Origin of the sequence: Agrobacterium sp. M50-1, assembly GCF_049843495.1 — a bacterium.
GTDB lineage: Bacteria > Pseudomonadota > Alphaproteobacteria > Rhizobiales > Rhizobiaceae > Agrobacterium > Agrobacterium radiobacter.
The window spans coordinates 60,550-84,809 of the sequence record NZ_JBBHZH010000012.1; the positions used below are offsets into that span (position 1 = coordinate 60,550).

A 24,260-nucleotide genomic window follows, 5' to 3' on the forward strand; every position below is an offset into this window, starting at 1 on the left:
GACCATGACCGCTCCGGTGACTTCCGCTTTGACGCCCAACAAGGATTGGTGGCGCGGCGCGGTGATCTATCAGATCTACCCGCGCTCCTATCAGGACTCCAATGGCGACGGCATCGGTGATCTCAAGGGCATCACCGACCGGCTGGCGCATATTGCCGGTCTCGGTGCCGACGCGATCTGGATTTCGCCCTTCTTCACCTCGCCGATGAAGGATTTCGGTTACGACGTCTCGAATTATGTCGATGTAGATCCGATGTTCGGCACGCTTGCCGATTTCGACGGGTTGATTGCGGAAGCGCACCGTCTGGGCATCCGCGTCATGATCGACCTCGTCATGTCGCACACGTCTGACCAGCATCCGTGGTTCGTGGAAAGCCGCGCCAGCCGCAACAATCCGAAATCGGACTGGTATGTCTGGTCGGACAGCAAGCCGGATGGCACGCCGCCCAACAACTGGCTGTCGATCTTCGGCGGCTCCGGCTGGCAGTGGGATCCGACCCGCATGCAATATTACATGCACAACTTCCTGACATCGCAGCCGGACCTCAACCTGCATAATCCGGAAGTGCAGGAAGAACTGTTGAACATCACCCGCTTCTGGCTGAAGCGCGGCGTCGATGGTTTCCGCCTCGACACCATCAACTTCTATTTCCATGACCTTGAGCTGCGCGACAACCCGGCGCTGGCGCCGGAGCGCCGCAATGCCTCCACCGCGCCTGCGGTCAATCCCTATAACTTCCAGGAGCATCTCTACGACAAGAACCGCCCGGAAAACATCGCCTTCCTGAAGCGCTTCCGCGCGGTGCTGGACGAGTTTCCGGATATCGCCGCCGTCGGCGAAGTGGGTGATAGCCAGCGCGGCCTCGAAATCGTCGGTGAATATACCTCGGGCGATGACAAGATGCAGATGTGCTATGCCTTCGAATTCCTCGCCCCCGATGCGCTCACACCGCAGCGCGTTGCCGATGTGCAGGCGGATTTTGCGAAAGCCGCACCGGAAGGCTGGGCCTGCTGGGCCTTCTCCAACCACGATGTCGTGCGCCACGTCAGCCGCTGGGGCGAGCATGTCGAGGACAAGGACGCCTTCGCCAAGGTGCTTTCGGCACTCTTGATGACACAGCGCGGCTCCGTCTGCATCTATGAGGGCGAGGAGCTCGGCCTCACCGAAGCGGACATCGCTTTCGAAGATTTGCAGGATCCCTACGGCATCCAGTTCTGGCCGGAGTTCAAGGGCCGCGACGGTTGCCGCACACCGATGGTGTGGGACGCCGGCCATGCGCAGGCCGGTTTCTCGACCTCGGACAAGACCTGGCTGCCCATTCCCGCTGAACACAAGCAGCGCGCCGTCAGCGCCCAGCAGGGCAACGAAGGATCAGTGCTGGAGCATTACCGCCGGTTCCTGTCCTTCCGCAAAAAGCATCCCGCATTTGCCAAGGGCGGTATCGAATTCCAGCCGGTTGAGGGGGATGTGCTGAGCTACACCCGCACGCTCGGCAACGAAACCGTTCTTTGCCTCTTCAATCTGTCCGCAACGCCAGCAAAGGCGACGCTGCCGGAAGGGAACTGGGAGGTTCTCGACGGCCATGGCTTTACTAGCGGCCTTGAAGGCAGAAGCGTAGAACTTCCGGCATGGGGCGCTTTCTTCGCCCGTTACGCCTGATAAGACAGGGAGGAACAACCCATGACAAGTCTCGTTCTTAAGGATATCCGCAAATCATACGGGCAGGTGAAGGTTCTGCACGGCATCGATCTGGAGATCGAACAGGGCGAATTCATCGTTTTCGTCGGCCCCTCCGGCTGCGGAAAATCGACGCTTCTGCGCATGATCGCCGGTCTGGAGGAAATCACCGGCGGCGAGATGTTCATTGATGGCCAGCTCGTCAATGAAATCCCGCCCTCGCGCCGGGGCATCGCCATGGTGTTCCAGTCCTATGCGCTTTATCCGCATATGACTGTCTATGACAACATGGCCTTCGGCATGAAGATCGCCAAGGAAAACAAGCAGGAGATCGACCGACGCGTGCGCGCCGCCGCCGAAATCCTGCAGCTGACACAATATCTGGAACGTCTGCCCAAGGCTCTGTCCGGCGGTCAGCGCCAGCGTGTCGCCATCGGCCGCGCCATTTGCCGCAATCCCAAGGTCTTCCTGTTCGATGAACCCCTGTCGAACCTCGATGCCGCGCTGCGTGTCGCAACCCGCATCGAGATCGCCAAGCTCAACGAGCAGATGGCCGATACGACGATGATCTACGTCACCCACGACCAGGTGGAGGCGATGACGCTGGCCGACCGTATCGTGGTTTTGAATGCGGGCCGGGTGGAGCAGGTCGGCGCGCCGCTCGAACTTTACGAAAACCCGGCCAATCTCTTTGTGGCGCGCTTCATCGGTTCGCCCGCCATGAACATCATTGCTGGGAAGATTGTCGGGACCGGAGAGCGGACGTCGATCGAGTTGGTCGGCGGCAAGACGCTTGCCGTCAATGTTCCGACCCCCGCATCCGAACGGGGCAAGGCCGCAAGCTTCGGTGTCCGGCCGGAAGATTTGAGCATCGTCACCGGCGATGATTATCTTTTCGAAGGAAAAGTGTCGATCGTCGAGGCTTTGGGCGAGGTGACGCTTCTGTATCTCGAAGCGCCGAAGGGCCAGGAGCCCATCATCGTCAAGGCACCGGGCATTGTCTCGGTCGCCAAGGGGCAAACCCTGCGTTTTGCCGCCCCGCAGGAAAAGCTTCACCTCTTTAATGCCGAGGGCAAGACCTACCGCGTCTGATTGCCGTCGACCCCAAAAACACCCCGGAACGTCCTCGTTCCGGGGTTTTTCCTGAGCTTTTTACGGCTGTGGAAAAATGACGGAAATGTCCCGCTTCCGGTCTGTTTAAGCCTGCGCTGATATGAATTGTTAAAGACTATGGCCTAGTCTCGATCCATTGACTGAGCATGGGAGCTGGGTGTGCAGAGCGGTACGGGTGTCATCAGGAACCATTACCTGAGCAAGGAAGAATCCTTCATGTATGACCGCGAAAACCGGTTCCGCATGGAAGATACCATGAACGCAGCACGCATCGAATATACCGAAAAAGCCGTGATGCACATGGCGGCGCGCCGTTGCGATGTCATCCGCATCTCACAGACAGAAGCGGTGCTGGCGCTGCTGACGAAATATAACCTGCCGAACCAGTTCTATCTCGATATTCCCGACGCCCGCATCACCAAGATCGGCTGCGTGATGTTGCGCGTCAACGCCAACAACACCATCCACGTCCGCTTCCTGCGCATGCTGACACAGAAGGAACTGGACCGCATTTTCGTGTTCAGCACACATCCCGCACACAGGGACCGGAAGCTCGATATCAGGTCGTTCTGAGACCTGATAATCTACGGCCTTAAGAAAGCCCGCCCAGAGCAGTCTGCTTCAGCTTTACATCCGCCACCTCGGTGAAGGTCAGGTCGCCGCGGCCGAAATAGGATTTCTGGTTGGTCGCGGACCAGTCGTTGCAGACCAGCTTGTAGCGCTCTTTCTTCCCGGGCTTCTCCGGCATGGCGTAGAGATAGTCGCCGGTGCGTGCGGCGAGCGGAATGTCGCCATCCTGGTTGCATCGCTTGAGGATTTGCGCAAGCGCCTCGCCGTCCACTTCCGTCACCATCAGCTTGCCGTCGAAACGCAGCGAGGCGTTGAAATCATAACGGCGAATATCACCCTCAGGCAGGCCCGCGCCGAAGGAGGTGTGGCCGACGAAACCGACATCTGCGCCGGTTTTTGCGGCGATAAGCTGCGCTACATGGCGCCCCGCCTCGTCGACGGTCATCGCCTTCGCCGATTTGCCGACAACTTCCCGTTCTTCAGCAGTCAGGTGTTTTTCAAGCGTCTGCTCGATCAGGGCCTTGAGGGCAGGGGATGCGGGAGCGCCGCGATCGATGACGATCGTCTCGATGGCCGCAGCCTTGCCGGGAGCCGCAATGGTCGCCACCGTCATGGAGGTGCACCACGAGCCGGTGTGGATATAACGGGTAGCACCCTGTTCATGCACGAAGTTCAGATGGTCATGGCCGCCGACAAGCAGGGTGCCATCCGGCAGCAGCGGCAGGATATCTCGGTCTGCGACGACGCCGGCATGGCTGAGAACGATGTTGATCGCATCCGATTTGACGATGCCAGGAAGATTGGCCTTGGCCCATTCCACGGGCTGCGGGATGTCAAGCATCTCGCGCGTGGCCTTCGGGTAGGTGTTGATCGCATTGGTGGCGAGGCCCGCCACGACGACCCGCTGCTCCCCGACGCTCACCTCGGCGCGATCAGCCGCATAGGGTTTGCCGCTGCGCTTGTCGATGATGTTGGAGAGCACGGTGATACCGAGCGCCTGGGCGCGGCTGACGAAATTGGCAAGATCATTGTCGATATCGGGCTCATGATTGCCGATATTGATGACTGTGGGAGCGAGCTTGGCGAGCGCCGTGAGGAAGGTCCATTCGATTTCGCCGGCCGAACGTGTGGCCACCGCATTGCCGAGTTCGAAAAGGTCGCCATTCAACAGGATGATGTGGGGCGCCTTGTCAGCGGCGATGCGCGTTTCGATGGCCGCCAGAAGCTGGCCGATACGCTCATAGGCCGAATGCAGGTCGGAGATGACGATTGCACGCAGGGCCACGTCCTGCGCCATGACCGAGGTCGCCGCCACCATCAGCGGCAGCATGGCGGTGCCGGCCATAAGCTTCAGCACATCGCGGCGTTTGCTTGAGAAAATCGTCATGTCAGGCCCCATCATCCGAAACTGCGCCGTCGTCCCACGGCTGGCTGGAGAAGGCCCTATAGGGCGATCATCACAGCCGCATGACAAGTCTGACGTTTAAGATGTGGGAAATAAAGCGGTTTCTGGCGGCACCCCGGCGACACCGCAAAGCAGGGTTGAAAGGCGAAAGCCGCATCCGGCCTTCGCCTCCACAAAATCAATGGAAGAGCACGCTGGCGCCCTGATCGGCCGGGCCGGCATTGCGGCGGAAGGGGGCGAAAAGTTCGCGGCCCATGCCCCATTCGTTGCCGGAGAGGTCGGCGCGCGCCGGTTCGCGTTTTGCCAGCTCGGCGGCGGAAACCAGCACCTCGAGCGAGCCGGAAATGGCGTCGAGACGGATGATGTCGCCGTCGCGGATGAGCGAGATCGGCCCGCAATCGGAAGCCTCTGGCGTAACGTGGATGGCGGCAGGCACCTTTCCGGAGGCGCCGGACATACGCCCATCGGTCACCAGCGCCACCTTGAAGCCGCGATCCTGCAGCACGCCAAGCGGCGGCGTCAGGCGGTGCAGTTCCGGCATGCCATTGGCCTTCGGGCCCTGGAAGCGGACGACCGCAATGAAGTCGCGGTTAAGCTTGCCATCCTTGAAGGCGTCCTGAAGTTCCTGCTGGTCATGGAAGACGATCGCCGGCGCCTCGATGATGTGGCGCTCCGGTTTGACGGCGGAAATCTTGATGACCGATTTGCCGAGATTGCCGGTCAGCATCTTCAGGCCGCCGGTTGGCTGGAACGGTGTTTCGACACTGGAGAGGACCTTCGGATCATGGCTCTGTTCGGGGGAGGGCTGGCGGGTGACGGCGCCCTTCTCATCCAGCAGTGCATCCACGGTGTAGGCTGCAAGCCCCTGTCCGAAGACGGTGCGCACGTCGTCATGTACGAAGCCCTGTTTCAGTAGCTGCTTGATGAGGAAGCCCATGCCGCCGGCAGCGTGGAAATGGTTCACATCGGCAAGACCGTTGGGGTAAACGCGGGCGAGCAGCGGCACGATGTCGGAAAGATCGGAAATATCCTGCCAGGTGAGGATGATGCCAGCGGCGCGCGCCATGGCGATCAGGTGCATGGTGTGGTTGGTGGAACCACCCGTCGCATGCAGGCCAACGACGCCGTTGACGACCGATCTTTCATCGATCATTTCGCCGGCCGGGGTAAATTCATTGCCCTGCGCCGTAATCGCCAGCGCGCGCTTTGCAGCTTCACGCGTCAGCGCATCGCGCAGCGGCGTGCCGGGATTGATGAAGGAGGAACCGGGCATATGGAAACCCATGATCTCCATCAGCATCTGGTTGGAATTGGCGGTGCCGTAGAAGGTGCAGGTGCCGGGACCGTGATAGGATTTGGATTCCGCTTCCAGCAGCTCGGCGCGGCCGACCTTGCCTTCGGCATAAAGCTGGCGAATGCGCGACTTCTCGTCATTCGGCAGGCCTGATGTCATCGGGCCGGCAGGAACGAAGACGGCGGGCAGGTGGCCGAAGGCGAGTGCGGCAATGACGAGGCCGGGCACGATCTTGTCGCAGACGCCGAGATAGACGGCGGCGTCGAACATGTTGTGCGACAGGCCGATGCCGGCCGCCATGGCGATGGCGTCGCGGGAAAACAGCGAAAGCTCCATGCCGGGCTGGCCCTGGGTTACGCCGTCGCACATGGCGGGAACCGCGCCCGCCACCTGCGCTATGCCGCCCGCCTCCTTGGCCGCATCGCGGATGATCGCCGGGAAGGCCTCATAGGGCTGATGCGCCGAGAGCATGTCGTTATAGGCGGTGATGATGCCGAGATTGGGAACCCGGTCGCCGGCAAGCATGTCCTTGTCGGCGGGGGAACAGACGGCAAATCCATGCGCGAGATTGCCGCAGGACAGAACGGAACGGTGAACGCCTTTTGAAACCTGCAGCCGCAGCCGCTCGAGATAGGTCTCGCGGTAGGGCTTGGAACGTTCGACGATGCGGGCGGTGATGGCCTGAATGCGGGAATCGGCGGACATGGGCGTTCATCCTGTTCGTTGGTCGACAACCGGCGTTCCGGGAGGTGAGCGGCCGGTTGTCGTGTTTCAGTCTTCATGTCTTCGGGCGCTTGTCGCGGGGCCGCGGAAGCGGCGACCGCGTTGGCTTATGGCGCCCAGTATATATCCACGGGCGTCTCGGCCCGGTTCAGCACGGCACGGATCGGCATTTCATCCTCATCCTCGCCAGACTGCGCCTTCTCCAGCGTCGCCTTCTTCGCCGCACCTTCGATATGCAGCACGAGGAAATCGGCATCGTGCAGGCTGGAGAAGTTGAAGGTCAACCGCTCCTCTCCCGCATTCTCCGCCGCCATGGTCAGGACGCCGCGCGGTTCATCAAGGTCCAGCGCTTCGTAGAGATTGTCTCCACCGGGGAAGAACGATGCCGTGTGGCCATCCGTTCCCATGCCAAGAATGACGACATCGAACGGGTCACAGATCGCCTCGGTCTTGACGGTCGCAAGCGTCGCTGCATCCTCCGGCGAGGCCGCGGGCTGGAACAGCGGCACGAAATAGGCCGACTTCGCCTTGTCCTGCAGCAGGTTCTCCGCAACGAGGCGATGGTTCGAGCGGTCGCTTTCCGGCGGCACGAAACGCTCGTCCACCAGCGTCACGCTGACATTGGGCCAATCGAGATCGTGTTTGGAAAGCGCCTGAAAGAACAGCTTGGGCGTCGAACCGCCGGATACGGCGATGCTTGCCGCACCGCGATCCTTCGTTGCCGCATCAAGGCGTTTGGCAACCTCCGCCGCAAGAGCGGTTGCCAGTTCGGCGGCGGTGTCGAAGACGTGGATCGTTTCGCTCATCGCCAGGCCCTCAATCGGCATCGTGCCAGGTGCGGCCGTCACGCTCGATCAGTGCGATCGAGCCGCTCGGGCCCCAGGTGCCAGCGGTATAACCCTGCACGCCCTGTCCCAGCTCTTCCCAGCTCTTGAGAATGGGGTCGATCCAGTCCCAGGCGGCCTCGACCTCGTCGCGGCGCATGAACAGCGTCTGGTTGGAGCGGATGGTGTCCATCAACAGCCGCTCATAGGCATCGGGGCTGCGCACGTTGAAGGCTTCGGCAAAGCTCATGTCCAGCGAGACCTGACGCAGGCGCATGCCGCCCGGGCCGGGGTCCTTGATGAGGAGCGACTGCTTGACGCCTTCATCCGGCTGCAGGCGAATGACCAGCTTGTTGGCCTCGATCTTGCCGGCCGCATCGTCGAAGATCGAATGCGGGATCTGCTTGAAGGTGACGACGATTTCCGAAACGCGGGTCGCGAGGCGTTTTCCCGTGCGGATGTAGAAGGGAACGCCGGCCCAGCGCCAGTTGGCGATTTCAGCCTTGATGGCGACGAAGGTTTCGGTGTTGGAAACACCGCCTTCCAGCTCTTCCAGATAGCCCTTGACCGGGCCGCCTGCGGAAGCGCCGGCGCGGTACTGGCCGCGCACAGTCAGCTTTTCGACATTGCTGGTGTCGATCGGCTTCAACGAGCGCAGCACCTTGAGCTTTTCGTCACGCACGGCTTCCGATTTCATGGAAGCGGGCGGCTCCATGGCGACAAGGCAAAGCAACTGAAGAATATGGTTCTGAACCATGTCGCGCAGCGCACCGGCCTTGTCGTAATAACCGGCGCGGCCTTCGAGGCCGACCGCTTCGGCGACCGTGATCTGAACGTGGTCGATATGGGCGGAATTCCACAGCGGCTCATAAAGCGCGTTGGCGAAACGCAGCGCCATCAGGTTCTGCACCGTCTCCTTGCCGAGATAGTGGTCGATACGGAAGATCTGCTCTTCCTTGAAGACGTGGCCGATCGTGTCGTTGAGTTCCTGGGCAGAGGCCAGATCGCGGCCGATCGGCTTTTCAACGACGATGCGGGTCGAGCGGGTGATGAGCTTGTGTTCGCGGATCTTGTCGGCGATATCGCCGAAAATGCCCGGCGCGACAGCCAGATAGAAGGCGCGCACGCGCTCCTTGCCTTCGTCCAGCAGCTTCTTCAGCACGTCCCAGCCATTGTTGCCCTTGGCGTCAACAGGCACGTAGAAAAGTCTGTTCAGGAACACGGCAACCTGGGCGTCGTCATATTCGCCGGCCTTCAGGTGCTCCTTTAGAGCGTCCTGCGCAAATTTGCGATATTCCTCATGGGTCATGACCGAACGCGACGCGCCGATGATGCGGGTCGGCTCCGTGAACTGGCCTTCAACCTGCCGGTGATAAAGGGCCGGCAGAAGCTTGCGCTCGGCAAGATCGCCCGTGCCGCCGAAAACGACACAATCAAAAGGTTCAACAGGAATGATCTGACTGCTCATATCGATTCTCTCGATCTTCAAGGGTTGGGGGCATCAATAATCTAATCGATTTAAAAATGCCAGACTCAGTTATGTGAAATTATGAATTTTGCTTCCGCCAACTCGCCCGCCGCCGGTAACAGTCTATAAACATTGCCCTAAAACCTGTCTCGCAGCGCGTACCACGAGAGCGCCAGGAAAAGCAGCGGCGCACGCAGTGATGCCCCGCCGGGGAAAGATGGCACCTTCAGCCGTGCGAAGGGCGCCAGCATGTCCTTTTTGCCGAGAACGAGATCGGCATAAAGCTTGCCGCAATAATTCGACAGCATCACCCCATGGCCGGAATAACCGCCGATGGAGGTGACGCCGGGCATGACGTCGCGCACGAAGACTTTCCGCGGCAGGGTAATGCCGACGGAGCCGCCCCAGGAATGGGTGATTTCGACAGCATTCAGCTCGGGATAAATCTCGGCGATCTGCCGGCGGATATGGCTGGAAATATCGCGCGGCGCATCGGCCGTATAGGCCTCGCGCCCGCCGAACAGCAGCCGGTTGTCGGCTGTCTTGCGGAAATAGCGCACCACGAAGCGGGAATCAGCGACCGCTTCCTTGCCGGGAATGATATCAGGATAGGCGTCGAGCGGTGCGGTGGCGCCGATGAAGGAGCGGATCGGCATGATGTGGGCGGCCGTTACGGGTTCCAGATTGCCGATATAGGCATTGGTGGCGATCAGCACCCGCGGCGCGGTGATCGTGCCGAAGGGCGTCTCGATGATGGTCTTGCCGCCCGCTTGCCGGATGGACCTGGCGGGGGTCATCTCATAAATGGCGGCGCCTGCCGCTTGCGCCGCCTTCGCCAGCCCGACCAGCAGCTTCAGCGGGTGGATATGGCCGGTGCCGGTATCGCGCGTGCCGCCGAAATAATGGGTGGAGCCGACACGTTTGCGTGCTTCGCCACGCTCCATGTAGGAAATATGCGGATAGCCGTAGCGATTGTTCATCGCATCCACGCTTCTGCGATAATCATCCTCGTAAGCCGCCTTGTGTGCCACATAGAGCTGCCCCGGCAGATATTCCATGTCGATGCCGCGGCTGCTTGCGAAATCGCGCACGTAATTCTTGGCGTTCTCGGCAATGTCGAACAGCAGCTTCGATTGCTCGAAGCCGATCTCGGCTTCCATTTCGTCCGGAAAGGAGCGCTGGCCGGTGCCGAACTGGCCGCCATTGCGGCCGGAAGCGCCATCACCAAAACGATGCGCTTCGATGAGGGCGACGGAGACGCCGTTTTCGGCGAGGTCACAGGCGGCCTGCAGGCCGGTATAACCGCCGCCGATGATCGCGACATCAACTTGCTTCGACCCGTCGAGGGCAGGATAGTCCGGCCGCTCGCCGACGGTTGCCTGATACCAGGAAATTCCCGGCGCAATCGGGCTTTGCCATGTCATGCTCGTGGTTCCTCACACGTTGAGAAGCAGAAACTCGCGCTCCCAGGGGCTGATGACCTGCATGAAGGTCTCGAACTCCCCGCGTTTCAGGCCCGCATAAAGGCCCACGAATTCATGGCCAAACACCCGCTCGAACTGTTCTTCGCCTTCCAGCAGCGCCACGGCCTCCAGAAGCCCGCGCGGCAGGTCGATGGAGCCTTCATTGGCCGTCTCAGCGGTCGGTTCGGTCGGTTCGATATTGTTGACGATGCCGAGCCAGCCGCAGCCGAGCGAGGCGGCAAGCGCGAGATAGGGATTGGCGTCCGAACTCGGCAGACGGTTTTCGACGCGCCGCGCCTGCGGGCCGGAAATCGGCACGCGGAAAGCGGTCGTGCGGTTGTCGTAACCCCAGGCATTGTTGACCGGGCAGGCCATATCAGGCGTCAGGCGGCGATAGGAATTCACATAGGGCGCGAGCATGACAAGCGCGTTCGGAACGTAACGCTGCATGCCGCCGACGAAGGAGAAGAACTCCTTGGAAGGGCCGCCATCCTTGTTCGAGAAAATATTGCGGCCGCTGTCGATTTCCACCACCGACTGGTGAATATGCATGGCCGAACCCGGCTGGCCCTGCATCGGCTTGGCCATGAAGGTGGCGTAGATGCCGTGCTTCAGCGCCGCCTCACGGATGGTGCGCTTGAACAGGAAGACCTGATCGGCAAGCTCGATGGGGTCGCCGTGGCGCAGGTTGATCTCGAGCTGAGCCGGACCTTCCTCGTGGATCAGCGTGTCGATCTCGAGGCCCTGCTTTTCCGAGAAATGATAGATATCGTCGATCAACTCGTCGAACTCGTTGATGCCGGCGATGGAATAGCTCTGCCCACCGACGATGGAGCGGCCGGACCGGCCCTTTGGCGGATGCAGCGGATAATCCGGGTCGTCGTTCATGGCGACGAGGTAGAATTCGATTTCGGGTGCGACGACCGGTTTCCAGCCCTTTTCCGTATAAAGCGACAGCACGTTCTTCAGCACGTTGCGCGGCGTGTAGGGGACGAAATTGCCTTCCGCATCCACGACGTCGCAGATCACCTGCGCGGTCGGGTCGCTCTCCCACGGCACGACCGAGAGCGTGGAAAGATCAGGCACCAGCTTCAGGTCGCTGTCGCGCGGCTCGTAACGGAAATTCGCGGTCTCATCAGGATATTCGCCTGAAATCGTATGGCGGTAGAGCGCGGAGGGCAGGGCAAGCGAGGTGTCGCCCGTGAACTTTGCCGTCGGCATCATTTTGCCGCGCGCAACGCCTGCAAGATCGGGGGTGATGCATTCTATGTCCTCGATACCGCGCGCCCGCAGCCATTGCGCGGCTTCGCGCCAGGAGGAAACGCCACGGGTGGAGGAGAGGTCGAGGGGAGGTGTCTTTGCCATGGTTGCCTGTTTCTTCGGGCGGAGCATGGTTTTCTTCGGGGGCATGTATCACCGGGTCTGTGTTTCTGGTGGAGCCATCATAACCGTAGTTTGGCAATTGGCGAGGGGGAAAGCGCCATTGACAAGCGGCGGCACTTCGAAAAGAGGAAAGGAAACGGATCGGATGGAATGATGACAGAGAAATGTGACGTGCTGATTTTGGGGGCGGGCGCCGCCGGCATGATGTGCGCCATCCGCGCCGGCCAGCGCGGCCGCTCCGTCGTCATTCTCGACCATGCGAAGGCGCCGGGCGAAAAGATCCGCATCTCCGGCGGCGGCCGCTGCAACTTCACCAATATCCATGCCGGGCCGAAGAATTATCTCTCCGCCAACCCGCATTTCGCCAAATCCGCTCTCGCCCGTTATACGCCGCGCGATTTCATTGCCCTTGTTGAAAAACACCGCATCGCCTGGCACGAAAAGACGCTCGGCCAGCTTTTCTGTGACGACAGCGCCAAGGATATCATCCGCATGCTGCTTGCCGAAATGCAGGCGGTCAATGCGAAGCTGCGGCTTGAAACGTCAGTCTCCGCAGTCGCCCATGATGGCGGCCGTTTTCGCGTCACGACATCAGGCGGCGTCATCGAGTCTGAAAGCGTCGTTGTGGCGACGGGCGGTAAATCGATCCCGAAAATGGGCGCGACCGGTTTTGCCTACCAGATCGCCGAACAATTCGGTCTCAAGCTTATCGAAACGCGGCCCGGTCTCGTGCCGCTGACGCTCGATCCCGCTTTGCTGGAAAAGCTGAGCCCGCTTGCCGGCGTCGCGGTTCCGGCCGAGGTTTTCCATGGCAAGACTGCGTTTGAGGAAGCGCTGCTCTTCACCCATCGCGGTTTGAGCGGACCCTCGATCCTGCAAATCTCATCCTACTGGCGCGAGGGTGATGTGGTCCGCCTGAAGCTTGAGCCGCATCGCGATATAGCCGCGCTTCTGAAGCAGGCGAAACAGAAGAACGGTCGGCAGTCACCCCAGACCGCTCTGTCGGAAATCCTGCCGAAGCGTCTTGCCCAGCATGTCGTCGAACAATCCGGCCTCACCGGCCATCTCGCCGATATGTCCGACAAGGTTCTGGCAAAGCTCGCGGGCGAGGTGCAGGACTGGCAGATCAAGCCCGCCGGTTCCGAAGGTTATCGCACGGCGGAAGTCACGCTCGGCGGGGTGGATACGACCGGTCTCGATTCCCGCAGCATGGCGGCGAAATCCGTGGCCGGGCTTTATTTCATTGGCGAATGTGTTGATGTGACCGGCTGGCTCGGCGGTTATAATTTCCAGTGGGCCTGGGCGTCCGGGCAGGCAGCGGGCGAATTCGCCTGAGGCACTGCCCGTTAAGACCTTGTTAACGGGCGTGGAGTCATCCTGACCGAATGCCAGCAAAGCCGGATCGCATTGCGCTCCCGCTGCACATGATGTCCTGCTGGAGGCTCTTAACAGGGCATGGGTCGGTTGAGTTTTTCGTCAGGAACCCGCGCATGAACAGAACAGCACATCGCCGCCCTCACGCCATTGCCATCGCCCGCGCCGAAAGCGAGAGCCGGCAGTTGGCTTTTCGCCTGAGCGTTATCGCAGCCGGTGCTCTGGCAGCCCTGATCGTCCTCTTTTATTGATCGGCGGTTCGCGGTCTTCGTCAAGCCCATGACTGCGCGGACAAACCGCCACGGCCAGGATGCCTCGGCCATATCGGCATAAAACTTCTCTTCCTGTAGAATGGCTTCGCGCCGCGTGCGCGGCTGCCGGTTTTCGATGATGGCTCGTGCTGCAAAAATCGCGTGCATGTCGCTCTCCTTCTGATGCGGAGGGGCGATGATGCACGCCGTTTTTTGATTTATCTGCGCAAGAAAATGCGCTACGTTTTTCAGCAATGAAAAACGTTACCTGGGATTCCTACCAGCTTTTTCTCGATGTGTCACGCAGCGGCGGCCTGACCGGGGCCGCGGCGATAACGGGTTTGAGCCCCGCGACCATCGGACGGCGCATGATCGAACTGGAGGAGCGTATCGGCAAGGCCCTGTTCCAGCGCAGCCAGACGGGATACGCCCTGACGGCGGATGGCCGCGCGCTGTTCGACCGGCTTATGGCAATGGAGAATGCAGCCAGGGATATCGAGGGGTGGCAGAAGGCGTCGTCCGCCTCATCCGTGGTGCGCATTGCCGTCGGCACCTGGAACGCCTGGCTGCTGACCGGCAACTTCTCCGCCATCTGCACCGACCGCGATGATTTCCGCATCGATCTTTTCATTGCCGAACAGAGGGCGTCTCTGGCCCATCGCGAAAACGATATCGGCATTCGCGCTTTCGAGCCGCAGGAAAAGAACCTCGCCGCCATCAAGACGGGAGAGGTGGCTTATGCGCCCTACAGGCTGCGCAACGCCGCCACTGCCGTCGCCGACCGCTGGCTGGCGGTGGCGGAGGAAAACGCCATTTCAACCTATCTGCGCTGGCCGCATGAGAACCGCCCCAATGATATCGCGGTAACGGTGAACCGGCCGACGGCGCTTCTCGATCTTGTGCTGGCCGGGGCAGGCGTCGCCGTGCTGCCGTGTTTCGTGGGCGATGCGGATGCGCGGCTTGCCCGGGAAGGTGACGAGATGGAAACCCTTCGCCACAATCAATGGATCGTCATGAACAATGACGATCGCCACCGCCGCGATATCAGGATGGTGGCGGATCGGATGACCCGTCTGATCAAGGGGCACTCGGACCTTTATGCCGGGCGCAAGAGCCGCCCGGCATAAAGAAAGGCTGTCATTTCAGGCGGCGTCACGCCCCTGCGCGACGATGACGGGAATCAGAAGATCTCCCCAGTTGCCGCCGCCGCCATGGTGGCGGGCCGAGCGGACGAGCTCGACGGAAACACCGGCCTCAACGGCTTTCATGACGGCCTGGTTGAGGCGGTGCAGATCATTGGCCAGCATGCGGATGGCGGCCTGCTGATCCTGCGTCATGGCGGAGGACTGTTCCTCGGCGCGTTCCTTGACGTGGGTCTTGATGGGGTTGTGGGCATTCATGGCATTTCTCCTCTCTTTATTGGTTGGGGTTCTTGATCCGGTTTGCAAGCCCTTCCCGTCGCCGGGAAGGGCCGTTTTTCGATTTATTCTGCCGCCGGGCGGAACTGGTCGTGCTCGGTGGATTCCTTCATGGCTGTCGTCGAAGACGTGCCGCCGGAAATGGCGAGCGACACGGCGTCGAAATAGCCGGTGCCGACCTCGCGCTGATGTTTGGTGGCGGTGTAGCCGTTTACCTCGGCCGCGAATTCCGCTTCCTGCAGCTCGGAATAGGCCGCCATCTGCCGGTCCTTGTAACCGCGCGCCAGTTCGAACATGCCGAAATTCAGCTGGTGGAAACCGGCGAGCGTAATGAACTGGAACTTGTAGCCCATCGCCCCGAGTTCCCGCTGGAACTTGGCAATCGTCGCGTCGTCGAGGTTCTTTTTCCAGTTGAACGACGGCGAGCAATTGTAGGCGAGCTTCTTGCCGGGATGCACCTTGTGCACGCCCTCGGCAAACCTGCGCGCCTGTTCGAGATCCGGCTTTGATGTCTCGCACCAGATCAGGTCACAATAGGGCGCATAGGCAACCGCACGGGCGATGCAGGGTTCGAGGCCATTCTTCACCTGATAGAAGCCCTCGACGGTGCGGCCGGCATCGTAATCCACGAAGGGACGGTCGCGCTCATCGATGTCGGAGGTCAGAAGCTTGGCGGCCTCCGCATCCGTGCGGGCGATGACCAGCGTTGGTACACCCATGACGTCTGCCGCAAGCCGCGCCGCCGTGAGGTTGCGAATATGCGCCGCCGTCGGGATCAGAACCTTGCCGCCGAGATGGCCGCACTTCTTTTCAGATGCCAGCTGGTCTTCATAGTGAACACCGGCTGCGCCCGCCTCGATGAAGGCTTTCATGATCTCGAAGGCGTTGAGCGGTCCGCCGAAACCGGCCTCCGCATCGGCAACGATCGGCGCGAACCAGGTGTCGACCGAAAGGCCCTTGCCCTCCGCCGTCTCGATCTGGTCGGCGCGCTGCAAGGTGCGGTTGATGCGCTTTGCAAGCTCCGGCGCCGCGTTGGCCGGATAAAGCGACTGGTCCGGATACATGGCCGACGCCGTATTGGCGTCCGCGGCAACCTGCCAGCCTGAGAGATAGATCGCCTTCAGCCCGGCGCGAACCATCTGCATGGCCTGGTTGCCGGAAAGCGCGCCGAGCGCATTGACGAAATTCTCCTCGTTGATCAGCTTCCACAACCGGTTCGCGCCCATTTCGGCCAGCGAATGGCGGATCTCGACGGAGCCGCGCAGCCGCTGCACATCAGCGGCAGTATAGGTGCGTTCGATGCCGTCAAAACGTCCCTGCGGTGCGCCCGGAACAAGTTTGTAAAAATCCGTCATACTTCTCTCTCCCATGACAAATGCGGTTTCGGAAACGTGCTGCCTCAACGTTGTGAAGCGCCGTTCGATGTGACTACATTTACATTTTTGGAGATTTGAACGCCAGAACAAACATAAAAACAGTGACTTGAAAGAGGTTATCCTGTAGAGTGCATGACAGGGTGGAGCTGTAAAATTGTAAATTTTGTAAAAGCCATTCACCCCGAGAGTTTGTAACAGGCTTGTATGAGTCGCCGGGATGGAGAGGCAGGACGGTGTCGGAAAACAAGATTTTTGCAGGCCCGCGCGTGCGCCGCATTCGCAATGGTCTGGGGCTGACGCAGACGGCCATGGCCGAGGCGCTGGCGATTTCGCCGTCCTATCTCAATCTCATCGAGCGCAACCAGCGACCGCTGACCGTGCAGCTGCTTTTGAAGCTCGCCTCTGTCTATAAGGTCGATCTTGATGATCTGCAGGGCGAGAGCGCCGGTTCCGCCGGACAATTGCGTGAAGTCTTCGCCGATCCGCTGCTGGTGGGTGAGGTGCCGTCGCCGCAGGAGCTGATCGAGGTCGCAGATGCGGCGCCCAATGCGGCAAGCGGTGTCCTCAAGCTTTACCGGGCCTACCGGGAACAGGCGCAGCGCCTTTCCGACCTTTCCGATCTTCTGGCGCGGGAGGGGCATGAGACGGCGCTGTCCTCCACCCGCCTGCCGATCGACGAGGTGCGGCATGTCTTTGAAAACCGGCCGGCCTATTTCCATTCCATCGATGCGGCAGCGGAAGAGCTCCACAAGCAGCTGGCGGCAGGCGATGACCTTGCCTCTGGTCTTCGCGCATGGCTCCAGAAAAACCACGGCATCGTGGTCAGAACCCTGCCGGTTCATGCCATGCCGAACCTCAGGCGGCGTTACGACCGGCATTCCATGCGGCTGTTTTTATCCGAGCGCCTGTCGCAGCCGGATCAGTTGAGGGAAATGGCCATGGAGACCTGTCTTCTGGCCCTTCGCGAAGAGATAGGCGCGGAGCTTGACGGGCTTGGTTTGAAAGGGGAGGAGGCAAAGCGCATCGCCCGCTTCGAGCTGGCGCGTTATGCCGCCCATGCCCTGATGACGCCCTATGGCGCATTCCTTGCCGCCGCCCAGCGCGCGAAATACGATCTCGACGTCTTGCGGGCGCGCTTCAACGTTTCGTTCGAACAGGCCGCCAACCGGCTCGTCAGCCTGCAACGGCCAACGGCTGCCGCAATACCGTTTTTCCTGATGGAGATCGACAATGCCGGCAACCGTTTCCGCTTGGCGGGGGCGGGCGGTTTCCCGAGGGCGCGTTTCGGCGGCCTCTGTCCGCGTCTTAACATCCACGCCGCCTTCGCCCAGCCGGGACAGGTGCTGGTGGAGGCGGTGGAGATGCCTGACGGTGATGCCTTCCTCACCGTTTCGCGCACGCTGGAAGGTCCGCAGGCGGGCTTCGGCGAGAGGGTGCGGCGAACGGCCGTGCTTGTGGGTTGCGATCTAGCTCAGGCGGGAGAGACGGTCTATGGCCGAGCCGCCTCGGATGCGTCGCCTGTCGCCGTCGGCCCCTCGTGCCGGCTGTGCGAAAGGCAGGGCTGTCTGTCCCGCGCCGAAGCGCCGCTGACACGGCCGCTGGGGCTGGATGAAATGGTGACCGGCCTTAGTGTTTTCGACTTCCAGTAGGTGTTTCCATCCGCTTTTTGGCGGCCGGAACACATTTGGTTGAAAATGCTGTGCTGCACATTTCCCGCTTGCTCCCTTTTGTTTTCCTTTCTAGTCTCTCCAAAAAAAAGGGGATCACGCTTCCACCGTGAGGATGCGTTAACAGGAGACATCATGAAAAACCGTTCTCTCCGTCTGACCTTGGCTCTCACCACCGCGCTCGTTGCAGCAGGCTCGGCAATGGCCCAGGAGAAGGTCGTCCACGTCTATAACTGGTCGGATTATATCGACGAATCGATCCTTACCGATTTCACCAAGGAAACCGGTATCAAGGTTGTCTATGACGTGTTCGACAGCAACGAACTTGTGGAAACCAAGCTTCTGGCCGGCAGCTCCGGTTATGACGTCGTGGTGCCCACCGGCCCCTTCCTCGCCCGCCAGATCAATGCCGGCGTGTTCCAGAAACTCGACAAGTCCAAGTTGCCGAATCTGAAGAACCTGTGGCCCGAGGTCTCCGAGCGTCTGGCGAAATACGACCCCGGCAACGAATATGCCGTGAACTACATGTGGGGCACCACCGGCATCGGTTATAACGTCGCCAAGGTGAAGGCGGCGCTTGGCGATATTCCCGTCGATAGCTGGGATATTCTCTTCAAGCCGGAAAATGCCGAAAAGCTGAAATCCTGCGGCATCAATATTCTCGATGCGTCGGACGAAACCTTCGCCATCGCCATGAACTATCTCGGCAAGAATCCCGACAGCAAGGAAACCGCCGATCTGGAAGCCGGCGGCGAGGTCTATTCGAAGATCCGTCCTTTCGTGAAGACCTTCAATTCCTCCGCCTATATCGACGAACTCGCGAATGGCGACAGCTGCATCACCATCGGCTGGTCGGGCGACATCCTCCAGGCGAAGAGCCGTGCCGAGGAAGCCAAGAACGGCGTCGAGGTGAACTACGTCATTCCGAAGGAAGGCACCTATATGTGGTTCGACAACCTTGCCATCCCCGCGGATGCCAAGAATGTCGAGGAAGCACACACCTTCATCAACTATCTGATGCGGCCGGAAGTCATCGCCAAGGCGTCCAACTACGTTCAGTACGCCAATGGCAACCTCGCTTCGCAGGCGCTGATGGATGAGTCCGTCGCCAAGAACCCGGCGGTCTACCCCGATCAGGAGACGATGAAGAAGCTCTTCACCATCTCGCCTTACGGACCGAAGGAACAGCGTGTGCTGAACCGCGTCTGGACGCAGATTAAGACCGGCAGCTAAGACCTCCGCTCGCTGGTTGGGGAACGGCCGGCGGGCCTGTTTCTCAAATCCTTTGCCGGCAGGTCCCGTGACCTGCCGGTGTCGCCCGCCCCGAAGCATCGTTCGAAAGACCAACGGGATTTGAGGGTAGGGTGAATGGCGAAAACTCTGGGGCCGGTCAAACGCAAATTTAGCCCTTGGGACAATCCCGATGCGGTGCCCTTCATCCGCTTTGAAAACGTCACCAAACGTTTCGGCGATTTTGTCGCCGTCAATAATCTGACGCTCGATATCTACGAGCGAGAGTTCTTCTCGCTGCTTGGTCCCTCAGGCTGCGGCAAGACCACGCTGATGCGCATGCTGGCCGGCTTCGAGGAGCCGACGGAAGGACGCATCCTGCTTCAGGGCAAGGATATTTCCGGCGTGCCGCCCTACAAGCGTCCCACCAACATGATGTTCCAGTCCTATGCGCTTTTCCCGCATATGTCGGTGGAAAAGAATGTCGCTTTCGGTCTGGAGCAGGATGGTCTGCCCAAGGCGGATATCGCCGCCCGCGTCGAGGAAATGCTGCGTCTCGTCAAGCTCACGGAATTCGCCAAGCGCAAGCCCAGCCAGCTTTCGGGCGGCCAGCGGCAGCGTGTGGCGCTCGCCCGTTCGCTCGCCAAGCGGCCGAAGGTGCTTCTTCTCGATGAACCGCTTGGCGCGCTCGACAAGAAGCTGCGCGAAGAAACGCAGTTCGAGCTGATGGACATCCAGACCAATCTCGGTCTCACCTTCCTCATCGTCACCCATGACCAGGAAGAGGCGATGACGGTGTCGGATCGCATCGCGGTCATGGACAAAGGCAATGTCGTGCAGGTGGCGACGCCCGCCGAGATTTACGAAGCGCCGAACACGCGTTACGTGGCGGATTTTATCGGTGACATCAATATTTTCGACGCCAAGGTCGTCGCCAACGCCTCTGAGATTGGCAGGCCCGGACTGGTGACGCTGGATTGCGACGGGCTGGCGGTGTCTGTGGAGCAGGAATGTGCCGCGGCGACCGGCAGTCAGGTGGCTTTCGCCATCCGCCCGGAAAAGGTCCGCATCTCGCTCGATCAGCCCGCCGACAGCAGCATCAATTCCGCCTATGGCGAGGTCTGGGATATCGGTTATCTCGGCGACTTCTCGGTCTTCATCGTCAAGCTTGCCGATGGTCGGGTCATCCGCGCCGCGCAGGCGAACGTCTCCCGTCTCGTCGATCGTCCGATCACCTTCGGCGATATGGTGTGGCTGAACTGGAAACCGGATTCAGGTCTTGTCCTGACACGCTGAGGGAGGCTTTCATGGCGATCACCACTCCCGAAAACCGGCAAAGCCCCTGGCGCTGGCTGGTCGTCGCGGTTCCCTATTTCTGGCTGCTGCTGTTTTTCGCAGCGCCCTTTTTCATTATCTTCAAAATCTCACTGTCGGATACGGCGATCTCCATGCCGCCCTATACGCCGGTCTTCGAAGGTTTTTCGAAGCTCGGCGAATTCTTTTCGCAGCTGGATTTCGAGAATTATCTGTTCCTGACGGAAGACCCGCTCTACATCGACGCCTATCTGTCGTCGCTGCGTATCGCCTTCATCTCCACCTTCCTGCTGCTGCTGATCGGTTATCCCATGGCGCTGGCCATGGCGCGCGCACCGTCATCCATTCGCCCGACGCTGGTGATGCTGGTGATCCTGCCGTTCTGGACCTCGTTCCTGATCCGCGTTTACGCCTGGATCGGCATTCTGAAGCCGGAAGGCCTGCTGACGGTGCTGTTCCAGTCGATCGGCCTTCTGGGGCCTGACCAGCAGGTCAACATCTTCCGCACCGAGACGGCGATCTTCATCGGCATTGTTTATTCCTACCTGCCCTTCATGGTGCTGCCGCTTTATTCGGCGCTGGAAAAGCTCGACAACACGCTTCTGGAAGCCGCTGCCGATCTTGGTTGCCCGCCATGGAAGGCCTTCTGGAAGATCACGTTTCCGCTCTCCCTGCCGGGCGTCGTGGCCGGGTCGATGATCTGCTTCATCCCGATAACAGGTGAGTTCGTCATCCCCGATCTCCTGGGCGGCGCGCAGACGCTGATGATCGGCAAGACGCTCTGGACGGAATTCTTCGGCAACCGCGACTGGCCTTTGGCATCCGCCGTTGCCGTGCTGCTTCTGCTGTTGCTGGTGGTGCCCATCGCCATCTTCCAGAACCAGCAGAAGAAGGTGGGGTGAGGCCATGAAGCGCGGAAAATTCGACATCACCGTCCTCACCCTCGGTTTTGCCTTTCTTTATATCCCGATCATCATCCTGATCGTTTATTCCTTCAACGCCTCCAAGCTCGTCACCGTCTGGGGCGGCTTTTCGCTGCAATGGTACCGCTCCATGTGGTCGAACCAGGGGCTGATGGATGCCGCCTGGGTGACGCTGCGCGTCGGTATCCTCAGCGCCACCATCGGTACTATTCTCGGAACCTTGGCGGCGCTGTCGCTCACCCGCTTTGCCCGCTTCCCGGGCCGGGTGCTGTTTTCCGGCATGATCTATGCGCCGCTCGTCATGCCGGAGGTCATTACCGGCCTGTCGCTGCTGCTGCTCTTCGTGGCGGTCGGGGTGGATCGCGGTTTCTGGACCGTGGTCATCGCCCACACCACCTTCACCATGTGTTACGTGGCGATCGTCGTGCAGTCTCGTCTTTTGACCTTCGACCGCAGTCTTGAGGAGGCGGCGCTCGATCTCGGCTGCCCGCCGGTCAAGACCTTCTTCCGCATCACCCTGCCTTTGATATTCCCCGCCGTTATCGCCGGCTGGATGCTGGCCTTTACCCTGTCGCTCGATGATCTTGTCATCGCCAGCTTCGCCACCGGTCCCGGTGCGACGACGCTGCCGATCAAGATCTATTCGCAGGTACGCCTTGGCGTGACGCCGGAAATCAACGCCATCTGCACGATCCTCATCGGGCTCGTAACCATCGGCGTTATCGTCGCCTCCATCGCATCCAAACGCACGGAGTTGCAGCGGATGCGGGATGAACACGCCGCTGCCCGACACTGATCAAACGGACCGCTTTGATTTTCTCGCGTTACTGTTGAAATCGCGATTAATTCAGGAACTTTTAATTTAGTTTCGGCGCTTTACGGTCTCAGAATAGGAATTTTCGTCGGTAATTGCTCGATTTTGGTTTTAACCGCTTGTTAATAGGAGTTGGCGGAAAGTAAACCCAACGCAGGGCTGTCAAATTTCTGATGGCCGGGATTGATAATTTCCATATCGCGAGGTTGTCCCCCTTTCTCTCGTTGAAAAAAGCACAACTAATACAGGCGGTCGCAAGGCCGCCTTTCTTTTTGCCACGACGGCCGATGCCATTCAGCTGTTGTCCGGATGATCCATCGATTTCGAGACGAGCAGCACGGGAATAAGCCCGGCAATGATGATGATGATCGCCGGTACGGCGGCATCCTGCACCTTAGAGCGCGATGCATCCTCATAAACCAGCGTTGCCAGCGTGTTGAAACCGAAAGGCCGGAGCAGGATGGTGGCCGGCAGTTCCTTCATGGATTCGATCAGGACCAGAAGAAAGGCAGTCAGCGCCGCCGGCCGCATGTTCGGCAGCAGCACCTTGAACAGGGTCTGTGCCCGGTTGCGCCCAAGCGTTCGCGAGGCCATGTCGATATGCGGCGAGAGCTTCTGGAAACCGGCATCGAGCGTGCCTTCCGCCATGGTCATGAAACGCACGGCATGTGCATAGATGATGGCGAAGGCGGTGCCTGAGAGCAGCAAACCGCTGGAAAAGCCGAAATGCGTGCGAATGAACCCGTCGATGCCGTTATCGAGGCTTGCCAATGGAATGAGTACGCCAATGGCGAGCACGGTTCCCGGCACGCCATATCCCATGGAGCCGAAGCGGGCGGCGACCTTCGAGGTACGCGAGCGCTCGGTGCGGATGGAATAGGAAAACACGAAAGCGGCAATCAGCGTGACGAAGGCTGCGGAAAGCGAGACTTCGAGACTGTGTCCGAGCGCTTTCAGAAGCTTCGGCGCGAACAGCGCGTCGAGCCTCTTGGCTGCGTAACCGCCGAGCACGATCACCGGAATGAAGAATCCGCTCGCCACGGGTGCGGAGCAGAACAGGCTTGCGCACCAGCGCCGCCAGCCGGTCAGCGCCTTCAGCCGGTGGCGCTGCGCCATGCTTGTCGCCTTCGGCGCGCCGAAGCGCTGCTTTTCCCGGGCATTGCGTTCGATGACGATCAGCGCACCGACGATGATGAGGATGATGGCGGCGATCTGGGTGGCATTGGCAAGATTGCCGCGATTGAGCCAGGTCTCGTAGATGGTAAAGGTCAGCGTCTGGACGCCGAGATATTCGACCGCGCCAATATCGTTCAGCGTCTCCATCAAGACCAGCGACAGGCCGATGGCAATCGCCGGCCGCGCCATCGGCAACTGCACGGAGAAGAACACGTTCAGAGGCTTTGCGCCAAGCGTGCGGGCCGCGTCAGCCGCAAACCGCCCCTGCATCGAAAAGGCAGCACGGGCCGAGAGATAGACATAGGGATAGAGTACCGAACTCAGAACGATGACAGCGCCGCCGAGCGAGCGTATATCCGGAAACCAGTAATCGCGGATGCTGTGATAACCGAAGACGGCGCGAAGGGTGCTCTGCACCGGGCCGGTAAAGTCGAGAAACTCACCGAACGCATAGGCTGCCAGGTAGGACGGAATGGCGAGCGGCAGGACAAGTGCCGCCGACAATAGTCGTCGCAGCGGAAACTCGAATGTGGTGATGAGCCAGGCGCAGACAATACCGAAAAATGCCGTCGTCGCGGCCGTCATCCCCAGCAGCATGAAGGTGCGAAAGCCGGCGCGCGGCAGAACATTGGCGAGAAGATGCTGCCACCCCTCCGTGCTGCCGGTCAGCGCCAGCCAGAAGATCGCCAGAATGGGCATGGCGGCAATGGCTGCGACAATGATGGCCGCAATCGGCAATAGCGAAACGCGTTTTGTCGCGGGAAGGGGAGCCGTCATGGGCATGCGAGCCTGCTGT

General features: G+C 60.3%; 20 protein-coding genes. 10 read left to right on the plus strand and 10 right to left on the minus strand.

Annotated elements, in window-relative coordinates; all coding sequences use genetic code 11:
• Nucleotides 1–4 precede the first annotated feature (4 nt).
• The 3 genes from WDZ78_RS22115 (at nt 5) to WDZ78_RS22125 (ending at nt 3,364) form a co-directional block, all read left to right on the plus strand.
• Nucleotides 5–1,660, plus strand: a complete 1,656-nt coding sequence (locus tag WDZ78_RS22115) for an alpha-glucosidase family protein (protein WP_425674277.1) — start codon at nt 5–7, stop codon at nt 1,658–1,660.
• Nucleotides 1,661–1,681: 21 nt separating this feature from the next.
• Nucleotides 1,682–2,770: an ABC transporter ATP-binding protein gene (locus WDZ78_RS22120; RefSeq protein ID WP_020010456.1), complete on the plus strand. Its 1,089-nt coding sequence runs from the start codon at nt 1,682–1,684 to the stop codon at nt 2,768–2,770.
• Nucleotides 2,771–3,007: 237 nt separating this feature from the next.
• Nucleotides 3,008–3,364, plus strand: coding sequence for a hypothetical protein (locus WDZ78_RS22125; protein WP_034501163.1), 357 nt, complete (start codon nt 3,008–3,010; stop codon nt 3,362–3,364).
• A gap of 19 nt (nt 3,365–3,383) precedes the next feature.
• On the opposite strand, the gene WDZ78_RS22130 is transcribed toward WDZ78_RS22125, so the two are convergent.
• The 6 genes from WDZ78_RS22130 to WDZ78_RS22155 form a co-directional block, all read right to left on the minus strand.
• The gene (locus WDZ78_RS22130) at nt 3,384–4,748 is read right to left on the minus strand and encodes a metallophosphoesterase (RefSeq protein ID WP_425674252.1); all 1,365 of its coding nucleotides are present in this window, start codon (nt 4,746–4,748) and stop codon (nt 3,384–3,386) included.
• 196 nt (nt 4,749–4,944) lie between these two features.
• Nucleotides 4,945–6,765, minus strand: a complete 1,821-nt coding sequence (edd, locus tag WDZ78_RS22135; RefSeq protein ID WP_425674253.1) for a phosphogluconate dehydratase — start codon at nt 6,763–6,765, stop codon at nt 4,945–4,947.
• 125 nt (nt 6,766–6,890) lie between these two features.
• On the minus strand, nt 6,891–7,589 hold the full coding sequence (pgl, locus tag WDZ78_RS22140) for a 6-phosphogluconolactonase (protein WP_425674254.1): 699 nt from the start codon (nt 7,587–7,589) through the stop codon (nt 6,891–6,893).
• Nucleotides 7,590–7,599: 10 nt separating this feature from the next.
• Nucleotides 7,600–9,075 carry a glucose-6-phosphate dehydrogenase gene (gene zwf / locus WDZ78_RS22145; RefSeq protein WP_026363666.1) on the minus strand — a complete coding sequence of 492 codons (1,476 nt, stop codon included), beginning with the start codon at nt 9,073–9,075 and terminating at the stop codon, nt 7,600–7,602.
• A gap of 137 nt (nt 9,076–9,212) precedes the next feature.
• Nucleotides 9,213–10,499, minus strand: coding sequence for an NAD(P)/FAD-dependent oxidoreductase (locus WDZ78_RS22150; protein ID WP_425674255.1), 1,287 nt, complete (start codon nt 10,497–10,499; stop codon nt 9,213–9,215).
• Nucleotides 10,500–10,511: 12 nt separating this feature from the next.
• The gene (locus WDZ78_RS22155; RefSeq protein ID WP_020010462.1) at nt 10,512–11,948 is read right to left on the minus strand and encodes a glutamine synthetase family protein; all 1,437 of its coding nucleotides are present in this window, start codon (nt 11,946–11,948) and stop codon (nt 10,512–10,514) included.
• 123 nt (nt 11,949–12,071) lie between these two features.
• Between WDZ78_RS22155 and WDZ78_RS22160 the strand changes: the two genes are divergently transcribed.
• Entirely contained in the window at nt 12,072–13,256 is a 1,185-nt protein-coding gene (locus WDZ78_RS22160; protein ID WP_026363667.1) for an NAD(P)/FAD-dependent oxidoreductase, read from the plus strand.
• Between the two features lie 110 nt (nt 13,257–13,366).
• Here the strand turns inward: WDZ78_RS22160 and WDZ78_RS22165 are convergent, their stop codons facing one another.
• Entirely contained in the window at nt 13,367–13,714 is a 348-nt protein-coding gene (locus tag WDZ78_RS22165) for a hypothetical protein (RefSeq protein ID WP_425674256.1), read from the minus strand.
• A gap of 86 nt (nt 13,715–13,800) precedes the next feature.
• On the opposite strand from WDZ78_RS22165, the gene WDZ78_RS22170 reads away from it, so the two are divergent.
• Nucleotides 13,801–14,673 carry a LysR family transcriptional regulator gene (locus WDZ78_RS22170; protein WP_425674258.1) on the plus strand — a complete coding sequence of 291 codons (873 nt, stop codon included), beginning with the start codon at nt 13,801–13,803 and terminating at the stop codon, nt 14,671–14,673.
• Nucleotides 14,674–14,688: 15 nt separating this feature from the next.
• Here WDZ78_RS22170 and WDZ78_RS22175 read toward each other — a convergent pair whose 3' ends face one another.
• Both WDZ78_RS22175 and aceA read right to left on the minus strand, forming a co-directional pair.
• Complete coding sequence (locus tag WDZ78_RS22175; RefSeq protein WP_004432604.1) at nt 14,689–14,946, minus strand: hypothetical protein; 258 nt, start codon at nt 14,944–14,946, stop codon at nt 14,689–14,691.
• A gap of 83 nt (nt 14,947–15,029) precedes the next feature.
• Complete coding sequence (gene aceA / locus WDZ78_RS22180; protein ID WP_425674259.1) at nt 15,030–16,319, minus strand: isocitrate lyase; 1,290 nt, start codon at nt 16,317–16,319, stop codon at nt 15,030–15,032.
• Between the two features lie 254 nt (nt 16,320–16,573).
• On the opposite strand from aceA, the gene WDZ78_RS22185 reads away from it, so the two are divergent.
• From WDZ78_RS22185 to WDZ78_RS22205, 5 genes are all read left to right on the plus strand, one after another.
• Complete coding sequence (locus WDZ78_RS22185) at nt 16,574–17,989, plus strand: helix-turn-helix domain-containing protein (protein WP_425674260.1); 1,416 nt, start codon at nt 16,574–16,576, stop codon at nt 17,987–17,989.
• A gap of 153 nt (nt 17,990–18,142) precedes the next feature.
• Nucleotides 18,143–19,240, plus strand: coding sequence for a polyamine ABC transporter substrate-binding protein (locus WDZ78_RS22190; protein ID WP_425674261.1), 1,098 nt, complete (start codon nt 18,143–18,145; stop codon nt 19,238–19,240).
• A gap of 135 nt (nt 19,241–19,375) precedes the next feature.
• Nucleotides 19,376–20,533, plus strand: coding sequence for an ABC transporter ATP-binding protein (locus WDZ78_RS22195; protein ID WP_425674262.1), 1,158 nt, complete (start codon nt 19,376–19,378; stop codon nt 20,531–20,533).
• An 11-nt stretch (nt 20,534–20,544) separates the two neighbouring features.
• Nucleotides 20,545–21,453 carry an ABC transporter permease subunit gene (locus WDZ78_RS22200; RefSeq protein ID WP_020010468.1) on the plus strand — a complete coding sequence of 303 codons (909 nt, stop codon included), beginning with the start codon at nt 20,545–20,547 and terminating at the stop codon, nt 21,451–21,453.
• Nucleotides 21,454–21,457: 4 nt separating this feature from the next.
• Nucleotides 21,458–22,270 carry an ABC transporter permease gene (locus WDZ78_RS22205; protein ID WP_020010469.1) on the plus strand — a complete coding sequence of 271 codons (813 nt, stop codon included), beginning with the start codon at nt 21,458–21,460 and terminating at the stop codon, nt 22,268–22,270.
• 312 nt (nt 22,271–22,582) lie between these two features.
• Here the strand turns inward: WDZ78_RS22205 and WDZ78_RS22210 are convergent, their stop codons facing one another.
• Nucleotides 22,583–24,247 carry an ABC transporter permease gene (locus WDZ78_RS22210; protein WP_425674263.1) on the minus strand — a complete coding sequence of 555 codons (1,665 nt, stop codon included), beginning with the start codon at nt 24,245–24,247 and terminating at the stop codon, nt 22,583–22,585.
• Nucleotides 24,248–24,260: the final 13 nt, after the last annotated feature.